The organism is Hydrogenophaga sp. (assembly GCF_030158645.1).
In the GTDB taxonomy this organism is placed as follows: Bacteria; Pseudomonadota; Gammaproteobacteria; order Burkholderiales; family Burkholderiaceae_C; genus Hydrogenophaga.
The window spans coordinates 1-13,883 of sequence record NZ_JAOASO010000045.1; the positions used below are offsets into that span (position 1 = coordinate 1).

Annotated in this window: 13 protein-coding genes and 1 tRNA gene; 10 read left to right on the forward strand and 4 right to left on the reverse strand. The window is 64.6% G+C overall.

Annotated elements, in window-relative coordinates; genetic code table 11:
- Window positions 1-132 precede the first annotated feature (132 nt).
- The 3 genes from Q1W68_RS05025 to rapZ are packed head-to-tail and all read left to right on the forward strand — an operon-like array spanning window position 133 to window position 3,662.
- Window positions 133-1,044: an NAD kinase gene (locus tag Q1W68_RS05025; RefSeq protein ID WP_300653525.1), complete on the forward strand. Its 912-nt coding sequence runs from the start codon at window positions 133-135 to the stop codon at window positions 1,042-1,044.
- 45 nt (window positions 1,045-1,089) lie between these two features.
- On the forward strand, window positions 1,090-2,733 hold the full coding sequence (gene recN / locus Q1W68_RS05030) for a DNA repair protein RecN (RefSeq protein ID WP_300653522.1): 1,644 nt from the start codon (window positions 1,090-1,092) through the stop codon (window positions 2,731-2,733).
- 14 nt (window positions 2,734-2,747) lie between these two features.
- Window positions 2,748-3,662 carry an RNase adapter RapZ gene (gene rapZ, locus Q1W68_RS05035; protein WP_300653521.1) on the forward strand — a complete coding sequence of 305 codons (915 nt, stop codon included), beginning with the start codon at window positions 2,748-2,750 and terminating at the stop codon, window positions 3,660-3,662.
- Here the strand turns inward: rapZ and mutY are convergent.
- The 3 genes from mutY to mutM form a co-directional block, all read right to left on the reverse strand.
- Window positions 3,659-4,762, reverse strand: coding sequence for an A/G-specific adenine glycosylase (mutY, locus tag Q1W68_RS05040; RefSeq protein WP_300653519.1), 1,104 nt, complete (start codon window positions 4,760-4,762; stop codon window positions 3,659-3,661). The two genes, rapZ and mutY, sit on opposite strands and share 4 nt — an antisense overlap.
- Window positions 4,759-6,702 carry a dynamin family protein gene (locus Q1W68_RS05045; RefSeq protein WP_300715751.1) on the reverse strand — a complete coding sequence of 648 codons (1,944 nt, stop codon included), beginning with the start codon at window positions 6,700-6,702 and terminating at the stop codon, window positions 4,759-4,761. Before Q1W68_RS05045 ends, mutY begins: the two co-directional genes overlap by 4 nt.
- A 92-nt stretch (window positions 6,703-6,794) precedes the next feature.
- On the reverse strand, window positions 6,795-7,610 hold the full coding sequence (mutM, locus tag Q1W68_RS05050; RefSeq protein WP_300653515.1) for a bifunctional DNA-formamidopyrimidine glycosylase/DNA-(apurinic or apyrimidinic site) lyase: 816 nt from the start codon (window positions 7,608-7,610) through the stop codon (window positions 6,795-6,797).
- Window positions 7,611-7,845: 235 nt separating this feature from the next.
- On the opposite strand from mutM, the gene Q1W68_RS05055 reads away from it, so the two are divergent.
- The 7 genes from Q1W68_RS05055 (at window position 7,846) to pth (ending at window position 13,632) form a co-directional block, all read left to right on the forward strand.
- Window positions 7,846-9,516 carry a tetratricopeptide repeat protein gene (locus Q1W68_RS05055; RefSeq protein WP_300715752.1) on the forward strand — a complete coding sequence of 557 codons (1,671 nt, stop codon included), beginning with the start codon at window positions 7,846-7,848 and terminating at the stop codon, window positions 9,514-9,516.
- Window positions 9,513-9,986, forward strand: coding sequence for a lipoprotein insertase outer membrane protein LolB (locus Q1W68_RS05060; RefSeq protein ID WP_300653511.1), 474 nt, complete (start codon window positions 9,513-9,515; stop codon window positions 9,984-9,986). The genes Q1W68_RS05055 and Q1W68_RS05060 overlap by 4 nt, the downstream gene beginning before the upstream one ends.
- Window positions 9,987-10,000: 14 nt before the next feature.
- Window positions 10,001-10,891 (forward strand): 4-(cytidine 5'-diphospho)-2-C-methyl-D-erythritol kinase, encoded by an 891-nt coding sequence (ispE, locus tag Q1W68_RS05065; protein WP_300653529.1) that lies wholly within the window; start codon window positions 10,001-10,003, stop codon window positions 10,889-10,891.
- Between the two features lie 97 nt (window positions 10,892-10,988).
- Window positions 10,989-11,065 (forward strand) — tRNA-Gln (locus Q1W68_RS05070).
- 98 nt (window positions 11,066-11,163) lie between these two features.
- Window positions 11,164-12,138 carry a ribose-phosphate pyrophosphokinase gene (locus Q1W68_RS05075; RefSeq protein ID WP_069047428.1) on the forward strand — a complete coding sequence of 325 codons (975 nt, stop codon included), beginning with the start codon at window positions 11,164-11,166 and terminating at the stop codon, window positions 12,136-12,138.
- A 101-nt stretch (window positions 12,139-12,239) separates the two neighbouring features.
- Window positions 12,240-12,869, forward strand: a complete 630-nt coding sequence (locus Q1W68_RS05080) for a 50S ribosomal protein L25/general stress protein Ctc (protein ID WP_300715753.1) — start codon at window positions 12,240-12,242, stop codon at window positions 12,867-12,869.
- 91 nt (window positions 12,870-12,960) lie between these two features.
- A complete protein-coding gene (gene pth, locus Q1W68_RS05085) occupies window positions 12,961-13,632 on the forward strand; it encodes an aminoacyl-tRNA hydrolase (RefSeq protein WP_300654661.1) in 672 nt (223 codons plus the stop codon).
- Here pth and Q1W68_RS05090 read toward each other — a convergent pair.
- Window positions 13,569-13,880, reverse strand: coding sequence for a YfhL family 4Fe-4S dicluster ferredoxin (locus Q1W68_RS05090; RefSeq protein ID WP_300654659.1), 312 nt, complete (start codon window positions 13,878-13,880; stop codon window positions 13,569-13,571). The two genes, pth and Q1W68_RS05090, sit on opposite strands and share 64 nt — an antisense overlap.
- Between the last annotated feature and the right edge of the window lie 3 nt (window positions 13,881-13,883).

Here is a 13,883-nt window from a genome sequence, read left to right on the forward strand (position 1 = left end):
TTGAGCAGCAGCTTCGCGCGGTCGTCCAACATCGTTTCATTTTACGGAGAGACCGGTGCCCGGTACGGTTCGCAGGCGAGGGTTTTCGGGCAATCCACCACAGACAGGCTATGTTGTAATTTGGACATGAGCATGCCCCCCGACACACGGTCCACACCCTCCCGAACGGACCGTCCCTTGCGCTTCGCGCATGTGGTCATCGTCGGCAAATACCACGCACCCGGGTCGCGCGACGCGGTGGACGAGATCGCCCACTTCCTGCACGACCAAGGTTGCGATGTGTCGATCGAGCAGGAAACCGCGTTCAACACCGGGCTCACGCAGTACCCGGCGCTCACCGTGCCCGAGATGGGTCAGCACTGCGACCTGGCCCTGGTGGTGGGCGGTGACGGCACGATGCTGGGCATCGGTCGCCAGCTGGCGCGCTACGGTGTACCGCTGGTGGGCATCAACCAGGGACGCCTGGGTTTCATCACCGACATCCCATTTGAAGACTTCCGAGACAAGCTGCGCCCCATCCTGCGCGGCGAGTTTGAGGACGACCCACGCTCGCTCATGGCCGCGGGCGTGTGGCGCGATGGCCGCAGCGTGTTCGAGGCCACCGCCCTCAACGACGTGGTGGTCAACCGCGGTGGTGCGGCCAGCATGATCGAACTGCGGGTGGAGGTGGACGGGCACTTCGTGGCCAATCAGCGCGCCGACGGCTTGATCATTGCCTCGCCCACCGGCTCCACCGCTTACGCCTTGTCGGCTGGCGGCCCCTTGCTCCACCCGGCCATCGGCGGCTGGTTGATGGTGCCGATTGCACCGCACACCTTGTCGAACCGGCCGGTGGTGTTGCCCGGCCATTGTGAGATCGCCATGGAGATTGTTTCAGGCAAAGAGGCCAGCGCCAATTTCGACATGCAGTCCTTCACCAGCCTGCTGCCCGGCGACCGCATCGTGGTCCGCCGCTCCGAGCATGCCCTTCGCCTGCTGCACCCGGTCGGCTGGAGCTACTTCGACACCTTGCGGAAAAAACTCCACTGGAACGAAGGCGTCTGAGGAACCGGCAGAATCCGGCCTGTCCCCAACCTCACACACCCCGACATGAGCCTCCGCCGCATCGCCTTGCGCGACTTCGTCATCGTGCAATCCCTCGACCTGGAACTCGACCAGGGCTTTGGCGTACTCACAGGCGAAACCGGTGCGGGAAAATCGATTCTCATCGACGCACTCCAGTTGGCGCTGGGCGCGCGTGCCGAGAGCGGTGTGGTGCGCGAAGGCGCTGCGCGTTGCGAAATCGCTGCCGAATTCGACGCACTCCCCTCCGTCACACCCTGGCTGGAGGAGCACGGTTTCCCGGTCGACGACAGCCTGCTCTTGCGCCGCACCGTGGACACCGAAGGCCGCAGCCGCGCCTGGATCAATGGCAGCGCCGCCACCATGGCCCAGCTCAAGGCCCTGGCCGACGGTCTGGTCGACATCCACGGCCAACACGCCTGGCAGAGCCTCACGCGGGCGGAAGCCGTGCGCGACCTGCTCGACGCCTACGCCGGCATCGACACCCAGGCAGCCGCCCTCGCCTGGTCGCACTGGCGCCACCAGCGCAAGGCGCTGGACAACGCCACCGAGAAACAGAACACACTGCAGCAGGAAAGCGAACGCTTGTCCTGGCAGATCACCGAGCTCGACAAGCTCTCTCCCCTGCCGGGCGAGTGGGAAGAACTGAACACACAACACAGCCGCCTGGCCAACGCGCAAGGTCTGCTGGACGCCGCTCAAGCAGCCGTCACTGCCCTGGACGATGAAGAATCCAACGCCGCAGCGCTGATCCACCGTGCGCTGACGGCGCTGCAGGCACAAGCCCACATCGAGCCGCGTTTTGCAGACGGCATCGCCGCGCTGGAAGCCGCCCTCGCCCTGGTGCAGGACACGGTGCACAACCTGCACCAGTACACGCGCCACACCGACCAGGACCCGTCCAGTCTGGAAGCGCTCGACCAGCGCCTGGCGCAATGGGTGTCGCTGGCGCGCCGTTACCGCCGCAACCCCGAAGAATTGGCCGATGTGCTGGCGCAATGGAAGCGTGAACTCACCACCATCGACCGGGCGCTGGATCTGGACGCGCTCCAACAAGCCGAGCGGTCGGCCTGGAAATCCTTCAACACCGAGGTGCTGGGCATCACCAAGGAACGCCAGAAGGCAGCGCCCAAACTGTCGAAGGCGGTCACGCAGAGCATGCAGACCCTGGGCATGCAGGGCGGCGTGTTCGAAGTGGCTTTGCTGCGCCTCGATGAACCCCAGGCGCACGGCTGGGAACAGGTTGAATTCCGGGTGGCGGGCCATGCGGGCGCCACACCCAAACCGGTGGGCAAGGTGGCCTCGGGCGGTGAACTCTCGCGCATCGCGCTCGCCATCTCGGTGGTCACCAGCCGCCTCGGACAAGCGCCCACCTTGATCTTTGACGAAGTGGACTCCGGCATCGGTGGCGCTGTGGCACACACCGTGGGCCAATTGTTGCGCCAGCTCGGACGCGACCGCCAGGTGCTGGCCGTGACCCACCTGCCCCAGGTGGCGGCGTGTGCCGACCACCACCTGCTGGTGAGCAAACAGCTGGTGGGCAAACAAACACTGAGCACGGTGGCGCCAATCGGACACGAAGCGCGGGTGGTCGAGCTCGCGCGCATGCTGGGTGGCAGCGGGAAGTCGGAGATTTCGCTGGCGCACGCCCGCGAACTCCTCTCGGCGTGATCGCTCCAACCGCCATGACATCAACAAACGACGCCCCGATCCACCTGGTGCTGATCACCGGCATGTCCGGCTCGGGCAAATCGGTCGCACTCACCGCGCTGGAGGACGTGGGCTTTTATTGCGTGGACAACCTGCCACCCGAATTGCTCGAGGCCTTCATCGAACTCGAACAGAGCCACAAAGCCAGCAAGGTCGCGATTGCCATGGACGTGCGCAGCGCGGGCTCATTGCCGGGCTTGCCCAAGCGGCTGGCGCAACTTCAGCACCACGCGCAGCGTCCGGTGAACCTCACGACGGTCTTCCTCGACGCGACCACCGACACGCTGGTGCGCCGGTTTTCGGAAACGCGGCGCCTGCATCCGCTCTCGCTCAAGCAGTTCAACGACCAGCACCGCGCCCTGACCGACGCCATCGAGCAGGAACGGGAGCTGCTGGCCGAACTTCGAGACCAGGCACTGGTGCTCGACACCAGCCTGATCCGTCCCACGCACCTGCGCAGCCAGATCAAGGACCTGCTGGGTGCCACGCAAGCGCCACTCACGCTCGTGTTCGAGTCCTTCGCGTTCAAGCGCGGCATTCCGATGGACGCCGACTTCGTGTTCGATGTGCGCATGCTGGCCAACCCACACTACGAACCCCACCTCAAACCACTGACCGGCCGCGACGCAGCGGTGGCCGCCTACCTGAACGCGCAGCCGGAGGTGCGGCAGATGGAGCAGCAGATCACCGATTTTCTGGCGCACTGGCTGCCGCAAATGCTGCGCGACCACCGCAGCTATGTGACCGTGGCCGTTGGCTGCACCGGCGGGCAGCACCGCTCCGTGTACCTGGTGGAGCAACTCGCGCGAGCGTTCGGCGCGGATTGGTCAACGCGAGTGAGGCACCGCGAATCCGACAGCTGGCCAACACCGATGGTGCCCGGCGTTTAAGTCTGCGCAAACAGATCGGGCGTCTGCAAGGCCTGCAACAGCAGCTTCACAGGTGTGGGCAAGCCATGCTGGCCCAGGCGGGCAGCGTCCACCCATCGGCCTTCGGGCAATTCGCCGGGCATCGGCGCCGACGCCAGTTCCAGCAACAGGGGGTGCAATCGCAACTCACGGTGGGTGAGGCTGTGCGAGACAGCGTCCAGCGCGACCAGTCGATCCACCCAGGCTGAGGGCAAGCCAGCGTGGGCGGCCTGCTCGCTTTCAAACACCGGCGGGCAATACAGCCCGGCCCAGATGCCGCTGGCAGGTCGGCGCTGCAACCAGAAGCGCTCGGGTCCGTCGGCGAGCTTCACCAGCAACAACCACCAGCTTTCATGGCGGCGCTTCAAGGTGCGGGACTTCACCGGAAACCGCTGCGGCTCACCCGCTTGGAGGCCCCGGCAAATGCCCTGCATGGGGCACTGCCCGCAGGCCGGACGGCTGCGTGTGCAGACCGTTGCGCCCAGGTCCATCAGGCCTTGTGTGTAGGCGGTCATGTCGTCGGCAGCCGGGTTGTCCGGCAACAGCGCCTGCGCCAACGCCCACAACGCGCGTTGGGATTTTGTCTGGGCCAGATCGCCTTCAAACGCGAGCAAGCGCGTGAGCACCCTGCGCACATTGCCGTCCACGATGGACACGCGCTCACCAAAACAGAACGATGCGATGGCGGCCGCGGTGGATGCACCGATGCCGGGCAAGGTTTCGAGCCCGGCGGCCGTTGAAGGGAACTCACCGCCGTGCTGCTCGACCACCGCCTGCGCGCAACGGTGAAGGTTGCGAGCGCGGCTGTAATAGCCGAGGCCGCTCCACAACGCCATGACCTCGTCGGCGTCGGCGGCGGCCAACGCCTGCACGTCGGGGAATCGCTCGAGGAATTGCGCGTAGTAGCCCAGCACGGTGCTCACCTGGGTCTGCTGCAGCATGACCTCGGACAGCCACACGCGGTAAGGATCGCGACTGCCCTGCCAGGGCATGCCGCTGCGCCCGGCGCGGCGTTGCCACTCGATCAACAGGGGTGCAAAGTCGCGAGGCAAGTCGACCCGTTGGCCGACGACGCCGCTCATGCCGCCAGGGCTTCGGCGGGTTCTTCGTCCGGCGCGGCCATCAGGTGGTCCGTCAGCTCGGACAACTTGGTGTCCAGCAGATTGAGCTTGACCTGGTGCGTCTGCAGTTCGCGGATGCGCTCGTCAAGTCCCCCCGCCGCTTGCTGGATGCGTGACACCGCTTCAATGCGCCGGGTGAAGTTGCGTCGGCGTTCGCGCAGTTGGGCATCCAACTGTGCCGCTGCCGATTTGTTCCACAGCTCCACCTCGTTGACCGCGGTGTCGTACACCACGCGCAAGCGGCTCATGAGCGCGCGCGCCAGGCGTTCGGCAAATTCGGGATTGGCCAACTTGAGCGCGTTGCCCAGGCTCAGGTACTGCAGGTGGCTCTTCTCGATCAGGTCGAGGTCTTTCACATACTGGGCCAGCTGGGGCGGCATGGGCGCCTGCAACGAAAAGCCGTACTCGGCGTTCAGGCTCTTGAAACTGCCTTCCAACATGGACTGGATGTCGCCCGCCATGCCGTCGGCCTTGTGCATGTCGGCGCGCAGCCGGTCAAAGGTGTGGTCGTACGCGCGGCGCACGCCCAACTTGATGCCCGGCTGGCGCAGCGCCTTGGCCAACACCGCCACCTCGGTCTTGAGGTGGGTGGCACTCAACATGGCGAACAGGTCTTTGAGCAAGCGCAAGTGCACCGAACGCACCGCCTGGATCTTGGCACCACTGGCATCAAAATCGGCCTGTTCCTGCTCGATGCGCAGACGCATCTGCTTGATCACGCCGGCGTTCTTGCCGCGCAAGCCTTCCAGCTCCTGGATTTGCTCGACGAGGTCGCGCGAGCGGGTGTGCACCATGCGCGTGGTCTCTACCCGCAAGGACTGGATGCCGGTGGCCACCGCCGCGCTCAGGATCTTGCGCCGCTGCCCCAGCAGGTCCACACCGAGTGCCGTTTCCAGCTCCATCAGGTTGCTGGCCTCCAGCAGTTTCTTGTCGCGATGGACCTTGGCCAGCAGGCCTTTTTGTGCAGACACCGCCAGCACCTGGCGCGGCGAAAGTCCGAGGATCTCGGCCGAGTCGGTGCGCTGCGATGCGATTTGCAACTGCACCTGCTCGGGGGAGCTCAGCGCGTCCCACATGGTGTCGATCTTGTTGAGCACCACCAGCCGCGACTCTTTGCCTTCACCCAGCACCGACAGGTGCTGGCGCCAGATGGTCAGATCGGACTTGGTCACGCCGGTGTCGGCCGCCAGGATGAACACCACCGCTTGGGCCTGCGGCAGCAGGCTGACAGTGAGTTCGGGTTCGGCACCAATCGCATTCAATCCCGGCGTGTCCAGAATCACCAGACCTTGTTTGAGCAGCGGGTGCGCCATGTTGATCAAGGCGTGGCGCCACTTGGGCACCTCCACCGTACCGTCCGCAGCGGTCAGCGGATTGTCTTCAGGCGCTTCATCGCTCCAGAAACCCAGACCGCGTGCTTCGTCCAGCGTCACGCGCCGCACCTCGGCCACTTTCTGGATCGCACTCGCCAGTTGCTTGGGATCGTTCACGTCCAGATCAATGCGCTCCCACTTGTCGGGAGCGTTGCGCCAATCGAGCAAGGAGAGGGGCTGCAAACGGGTCTCGATGGGCAGCAGGCGCAGGCAGGGAGGCACTTCCGCGTCGTAACCCAGCTCGGTGGGACACATCGTCGTGCGACCCGCACTCGCCGGCATGATGCGGCGCCCGTAACCGGCGAAGAACACCGCGTTGATCAGCTCCGATTTGCCACGCGAGAACTCGGCCACGAAGGCCACCATGATCTTGTCGTTCTTGACCTGGGCGTGAAGTCCGTCAAGCCGCTCGCGGATGCCGGGCTCCATCAGGTCGTGGTCGGTCAACCACTCGGCAAGCAGCCGCAACCGCAAGGCAAACTGCTTGCGCCATGCACCGTGTTGATCAAATTCCTGGTTGAAACTCATAGTCCTGTGTCGCGTCCGTCAATCAATATAGCATCGGGTCCCGCCGCAAAACCGGACGGACCGCATGCCGTGCCAACGGCACCGGTCGTCGATCAAATTTTCTGGCAAGTGGTGCAAAAAAACGTCGATCTTTGCCCCTGACGCATGGACTTGACCGCCGTGCCACACACCCTGCAGGGCTGACCTTCCCGGCCGTACACCATCGCGTCCAACTGAAAGTAGCCCGACTGACCTTCGGCGCTGGAGAAATCGCGCAAGGTGCTGCCGCCCAGCGCCACGGCGCGGTTGAGCACCTGCACGATGGCGGTGTGCAGACGCAGAGCCCTCGGTTTGCTCAGGCGATCGGCGCGCACGGTGGGCCGGATTCCCGCCAGAAACAAGGCTTCCGATGCGTAGATGTTGCCCACCCCCACCACAATGTCACCGGCCAGCAGAACCTGTTTGATCGGCGAGCGGCGGAGTTGGAGGGCTCGGTGAAAGGCGAGCGGGTCGAACCCCCCTTCCAGAGGCTCCACACCCAGCTTGCCCAGCAGCTTGTCGGCGGGCGTGACATCAAGGGCCGGCGCATACACCACCGCACCGAACCGCCGGGGGTCGTGCAAGCGCAATGTCCCCCGGCTGGTCAGCAGCTCAAGGTGATCGTGATGGCCCCGAGGCGGCAGTTCGTGCGCGAACTGCAGACTGCCCGACATGCCCAAGTGCAGCAGCAGATGGCCTTCGTCCAGATTGAGCAACAGGTACTTGCCCCGCCGGGTAACCGATCGGACCAGGCGTCCTTCGAGCGAGGCCACGTCGCAACCCAGGGGCCACCGCAGCGGCTTGCCCATCTCCATCCGCAGTATCGATGCGCCCGCGATGCGGTCGGCGAAGCTGCGCCGCGTGACTTCGACTTCAGGGAGTTCGGGCATGGATCTGCATTTCCTTTGACACAGCCGGAACGCTTGTGCGGTCATCGGATCAGACCCCTGCGCCCCTGAAACCTTCCATTATCATGAACCGATGAATACCTTGCACCGCCTCGCAGGCCCATCCACTCGGCATTTCGGGCTTGCGCGCAGATCGGCCCTGGCCCTCGCTCTGGGCATTGGTTGCTGGAGCGCCCTTGCCCAGACGGCACCGGTGGTGCCCGCGCCAGCAAGCCCCGTGGCGCCAGCTGCCGGAGGTGTCGTCAGCTCGGCGCTGACCGCCCCGCTCTTTTACCAATTGCTGCTGGGCGAGTTGAACGTTCGCGCGGGCGAGCCCGGGACGGGCTATTCGTTCATCCTGGACGCCGCGCGCAAACAGCGCGATCCACTGCTCTACCGCCGTGCGGTTGAAGTGGCGCTGCAGGCCCGCTCGGGCGAAGCAGCCCTCACCGCAGCCCGGGCCTGGTCAGACGACATCCCGGGCAGCTCTGAAGCCAACCGCTTTGTGCTGCAAATCCTGCTGGCCCTCAACCGCGTCAATGAAACCGGACCGGTGTTGCAAACCATCCTCAAAGACGCCAGCGCATCCGAGCGCAACGACGCCATCAACGCCATTCCCCAGACTTTTTCTCGCGTGACCGACAAGGCGCGGGCCGCAGCCGTGGTGCGCGAAGCGTTGGGTCCCTATCTCAAGCAACCGGCCCACGCGGCGCCCGCCTTCACGTCGGTGGGCCGCATGTATCTGGCGCAAGACCAGTTACCTGAAGCACTCGTGTCGGCCCGCCTGGGCCACACCGCTGAACCGGCGTCTCCTTTCCCCGCCCTGCTGGCGCTGGAGATCATGGAGCGCGGGGAAGCCTCGGCCGAGCCCATCGTGCGTCAGCAAATCGAAGCCAGCAGCATCTCAACCCCTGCCGACACGGCAGTTGCACTCTCGTACGCGCGTACCTTGCTGGACACACAACGGAATGCGGAAGCCCGCGCACAGCTCGAAAAACTGACCACGCGTCAGCCCGAACAGGCGGAGCCCTGGCTGTTGCTGGGCTCCATGCAACTGCAGGAAAACGCCCTGCCAGCCGCCACCGCATCGTTGGAAAAGTACATGGGGCTGGCGCGACAGGCTGGCGACGAGCGATCCGCTCGCGGGCTCACGCAGGCCTATTTGATGATGGCGCAGATCGCAGAGAAGCGGCAGGACTTCCCCGCCGCCAACGCCTGGCTGGACCGCATCGAAAATGCCGACGACATCATGGCGGCGCAGATGCGGCGGGCATCGGTGCTGGCCCGGCAAGGCAAGATGGCGCAGGCCCGTGCCCTGCTGCGCAGCCAGCCCGAGCGCACCCCGGAAGACGCGCGTCTGAAGCTGGTGGCCGAAGCCCAGTTGTTGCGCGACTTCAAGGCGTGGAAAGAAGCGTACGAGGTCTACGGCGAAGCAGTGGCCCGGTTCCCCGATTTGCCCGATCTGCGCTACGACCAGGCCATGATGGCCGAGAAGGCGGGCAAGCCAGCGGACATGGAGGTGCTGCTGCGCGCATTGATCGCGGCCAAACCCGATTTCCACCACGCCTACAACGCCCTGGGCTATTCGCTGGCCGACCGCAACGAGCGCCTGCCCGAAGCCAAGAAGCTGATCGAAAAAGCGGTGGAACTGGCACCCGGAGATGCCTACATCCAGGACAGCCTGGGCTGGGTGGAATTCCGGCTGGGCAACACGGCGCGAGCGGTTGAAATCCTTCAAGCGGCGTATGGCAAGCGCCCAGACCCGGAAATCGCGGCGCACTTGGGTGAGGTGCTGTGGTCGCAAGGACAGCGCGATCAGGCGCTCAAGATCTGGCGCGAGGGCCTGCTGCTGTCTTCCGACAACGAGACCCTGCAAGGAACGCTCAAGCGACTGCGCGTCAAACCATGAGATGGGCAGCGCTGCTGGTCTCAGCCGCTTTGCTGTCGGCCTGCGCCACACCACAACGAGCCGTTCAGCCCGGGGAAGAACTCTGGAGTGGCCGTCTGGCCATGACCGTGCAGAGCGATCCACCCCAGTCTTTCTCGGCTGGCTTTGATCTGCGCGGTACGCCCAGTGCGGGCGAACTGCAACTCACCACGCCGCTGGGCACCTCGCTGGCCACCGTGGTGTGGTCTCCCGGCCGCGCGGAGATGCGCCAGGGCGGGCAGGTCACGCGTCGGGGCAGCCTGGACGAACTCACCACCGAACTCAGCGGCACCGCAGTGCCGGTGGCCGCCCTCTTCGGCTGGCTGCGCGGGCAGGCGGGCGAGGTACCCGGCTGGCAGGCCGATCTGAGCCGACAAGCCGAAGGACGCATCACGGCCCGTCGCATCGCGCCCGTGCCCACGGCCGAACTCCGGGTCGTCGTGGAGCCATGATGTCGGGAACCGGTTTGCGTCGACTGCTGGAGGTGCCGGCGCCCGCCAAGCTCAACCTGTTCCTGCACATCACCGGGCGGCGCGACGATGGCTATCACCTGCTGCAGTCCGTCTTCATGCTGATCGACTGGTGCGACCGTTTGCACTTCGAATGGCGTGCGGACGGCGGCATCAGCCGCGAAGACCTCACGCCAGGTTCGCTGCCAGCCGAAGACCTGTCGGTGCGCGCTGCCCGGGCGCTTCAGCGCGCCACCGGCTGCACCCAGGGCGTGCACATCGCGCTGGAAAAGCACCTGCCAGCCGAGGCCGGCATGGGCGGCGGATCATCTGACGCCGCCACCACCCTGCTGGCACTCAACCGCCTCTGGGGACTGGGACTGACGCGATCGCAGCTCTCGGCGATCGGGCTCACCCTTGGCGCCGATGTGCCCTTCTTCATCGGCGGGCGCCACGCCTGGGTCGAAGGCGTGGGCGAGCGCCTCACACCCCTGGGCATGCCCGCTGCGCGTTTTGTGGTGGTCAAACCACCGGGCGGCGCGTCCACGCAACGCATCTTCGGCGCGCCAGAACTCAAACGGGACACAAAAACGGCTATACTCCAAGGCTTTGCTGCAAACGACTTGCGAGAAGATGCCCAAGCAATTGGGGTGATCGACCTCCAGAAAATCCTGGAATTCGGACACAACGATCTTCAACCCGTGGCGCAGGCGCTGTGTCCCGATGTGGGACGCTGCATCCAGTGGTTGCAAGACCAAGGTTTGCAGGGGCGCATGACCGGATCGGGAACGGCGGTGTTTGCGCAGATGCCGCAGGCCATGCAACTGACCTCCGCCCCGAGCGACTGGACGGTTCGTGAATGCAGCAACATGGATGTCCATCCATTGCTCGACTGGTGCTCCGATTAGAATCGGCAAGCGTTCAGCCCAGGCAGTGGTTGCGCAACCTGCGACAAGGTTTTTTTCGGTGGTCTGTCCGGCTTCACGCTGAACAAATCTCCTGCGTAGGGGAGTCGCCAAGTTGGTAAAGGCACTGGATTTTGATTCCAGCATGCGAGGGTTCGAGTCCTTCCTCCCCTGCCACCGTATTCATCACATCACGTACCCAACCGGCCGTTCCACGAACGGCCATTTTTTGACGGCGATCCATTTGGGCCGTCGCTCAAACAGCTGGGAACCCCATGCAAGTTCAGCCGCCCGATTTCATGATCTTCACCGGCAACGCCAATCCGGTGTTGGCCGCAGAGATCGCACAGCATCTGGGCACCCAGCTCGGTGCGGCCAACGTGGGGCGCTTCTCCGACGGTGAAGTCACTGTGGAAATCACACAAAACGTGCGCGCCCGCCACGTGTTCGTGATCCAGTCCACCTGCTCGCCGACCAACGAGAACCTGATGGAACTCATCATCATGGTCGACGCGCTCAAGCGCGCATCGGCTGTGAGCATCTCGGCGGTCATCCCCTACTTCGGTTACGCCCGCCAGGACCGCCGCCCGCGCTCCGGCCGTGTGCCGATTTCGGCCAAGGTCGTGGCCAACATGCTGACCGCCGTGGGCGTGAACCGCGTGTTGACCATGGACTTGCACGCCGACCAGATCCAGGGTTTCTTCGACATCCCGGTGGACAACATCTACGCCTCGCCCGTGCTGTTGGGCGACCTGCGTCAGAAAAACTACCCCGACCTGCTCGTGGTCTCGCCCGACGTGGGCGGTGTGGTGCGCGCCCGCGCGCTGGCCAAGCAGCTCAACTGCGACATGGCCATCATCGACAAACGCCGGCCCAAGGCCAACGTGTCGGAAGTCATGCACGTGATCGGCGACATCGACGGCCGCAACTGCGTGATCATGGACGACATGATCGACACCGCCGGCACGCTGGTCAAAGCAGCCGAGGTGCTCAAGGAACGCGGCGCCAAGCACGTTTACGCGTACTGCACGCACCCGATCTTTTCGGGACCGGCCATCGAACGCATCGCCAAGGGCAACGCCCTCGACGAAGTGGTGGTCACCAACACGATCCCCTTGTCGCAAGCCGCCCAGGCCTGCGCCAAGATCCGCCAGCTCTCCGTGGCACCGCTGATGGCCGAAACCATCGCGCGCATTGCCTCGGGCGAGTCGGTGATGAGTTTGTTTGCCGATCAGGACAACCTCTTCTAAGAGGCCCGGAAGGCAGCAAGAAGCGGGTGGCCCCCATGGTGGGGGTCGCTCTTTTGAAACAGAGGCGTTCTGGTCGCGGAACCCCTCCACAGGAGTCAGTTATGCAATTCGTCGCTTTTGAGCGCGCCAAGCAGGGTACGGGTGCGAGCCGCCGTCTCCGCAACACCGGCCGCACGCCCGGTATCGTTTTTGGTGGGGAAGCACCCGCCGCCACGATCGAACTCGATCACAACGCCCTGTGGCACGCCCTGAAGAAGGAAGCGTTCCACTCCTCCATCCTCGAGATGGACGTGGCCGGCACCGTGCAAAAAGTGTTGCTGCGCGATGTGCAGTACCACCCGTACAAGCCCCTCGTGCTGCACGTGGACTTCCAGCGCGTGAACGACAAGACCCGTCTGCACAAAAAAGTGCCGCTGCACTTCATCAACGAAGAGAACTCGCCTGCGGTCAAGACCGACAAGTGCGTGATCAACCACGTGATGACCGAGATCGAAATCGAGTGCCTGGCCACCCAGTTGCCCGAGCACATCACCGTTGACCTCGGCGAAGTCGTCAAGGGCGGCACCGTTCACACCGGCGACATCAAGTTGCCCAAGGGCATCAAGCTCGTGATGCACGGCCGCAAGAACCTGACCATCGCGACCGTGGTGGAGCCGGTTGAAGACGTGGTGGTGGCTGTTGTGGCCGCACCTGTTGACGACAAAAAAGGCGCCAAAGGCAAGAAGAAGTAATCTGTCTTCGGACCGATAACCGCCTTGAAACGGCCCGCCTTGGCGGGCCGTTTTGCTTGGTGCCCCAGAGACCTGCCGATAATCCCACCCCATGATCAAACTCATCGCCGGCCTGGGCAACCCGGGCCCGGACTACGAACACACGCGACACAACGCCGGATTCTGGTGGGTGGACGAAGCGGCGCGCCTGCTCAAGACGTCGCTGCAGATGGAGCGGGGCCATTTTGGTCTGGTGGCGCGTGCGAACGTGGCCGGCCAAAGCGTCTGGCTGGTCGAGCCGCAGACCTTCATGAACCTCTCGGGCAAGTCGGTGGCGTCGGTCGCGCGATTCTTCAAGATCGCGCCCGAAGAGGTGCTGGTGGTGCACGACGAGCTGGACCTGCCCCCGGGAGAGGTGAAGCTCAAGAAGGGGGGCGGTCACGCCGGCCACAACGGCCTGCGCGACATCCACGCCCAACTGGGCAGCCCCGACTACTGGCGCCTGCGCGTGGGCATCGGCCACCCGGGCAACAAGAACGAGGTGGCGAACTGGGTGCTGAAAAAGCCTTCGCCCGACGACCGCATCTCCATCGCTCAGGCGCTGGATCGCAGCCTCAAGGCCTTGCCGCAGTTGATCGCCGGGGAGATGGACAAGGCCACCGCACTCATCCACACCAGCAAGCCGCCGAGGCCCAAACCACCCCGCCCGTTGAAGGCCGATCAGGTGCCTGCCGAGGGCATGCCGGGGGAAGAAGGCGCGTCCCCGGCAGCCGACAGGGGCTGACCCGCTTTCTGCAGGCGCTGGTATTTTTGCCAGAGCGTTTCGCGCGATTCGATGTGGTCGGGGTGGATGGGAATGCAGCTGACCGGGCAGACCTGCACGCACTGCGGCTCGTCGAAATGCCCCACACATTCGGTGCAGCGGGACGGGTCGATCTCGTAGATCTCCTCGCCCATGTAAATGGCCTGGTTCGGGCATTCGGGCTCGCACACATCGCAGTTGATGCATTCGTCGGTGATGAGCAGGGCCATGGC

Coding starts and splice junctions, on each gene's coding strand:
- Q1W68_RS05090 (WP_300654659.1), bottom strand. CDS start 13,880: ATGGCCCTGCTCATCACCGACGAATGCATCAACTGCGATGTGTGCGAG.
- Q1W68_RS05075 (WP_069047428.1), top strand. CDS start 11,164: ATGCAAGTTCAGCCGCCCGATTTCATGATCTTCACCGGCAACGCCAAT.
- mutM (WP_300653515.1), bottom strand. CDS start 7,610: ATGCCCGAACTCCCTGAAGTCGAAGTCACGCGGCGCAGCTTCGCCGAC.
- Q1W68_RS05045 (WP_300715751.1), bottom strand. CDS start 6,702: ATGAGTTTCAACCAGGAATTTGATCAACACGGTGCATGGCGCAAGCAG.
- pth (WP_300654661.1), top strand. CDS start 12,961: ATGATCAAACTCATCGCCGGCCTGGGCAACCCGGGCCCGGACTACGAA.
- Q1W68_RS05080 (WP_300715753.1), top strand. CDS start 12,240: ATGCAATTCGTCGCTTTTGAGCGCGCCAAGCAGGGTACGGGTGCGAGC.
- rapZ (WP_300653521.1), top strand. CDS start 2,748: ATGACATCAACAAACGACGCCCCGATCCACCTGGTGCTGATCACCGGC.
- Q1W68_RS05025 (WP_300653525.1), top strand. CDS start 133: ATGCCCCCCGACACACGGTCCACACCCTCCCGAACGGACCGTCCCTTG.
- Q1W68_RS05060 (WP_300653511.1), top strand. CDS start 9,513: ATGAGATGGGCAGCGCTGCTGGTCTCAGCCGCTTTGCTGTCGGCCTGC.
- mutY (WP_300653519.1), bottom strand. CDS start 4,762: ATGAGCGGCGTCGTCGGCCAACGGGTCGACTTGCCTCGCGACTTTGCA.
- recN (WP_300653522.1), top strand. CDS start 1,090: ATGAGCCTCCGCCGCATCGCCTTGCGCGACTTCGTCATCGTGCAATCC.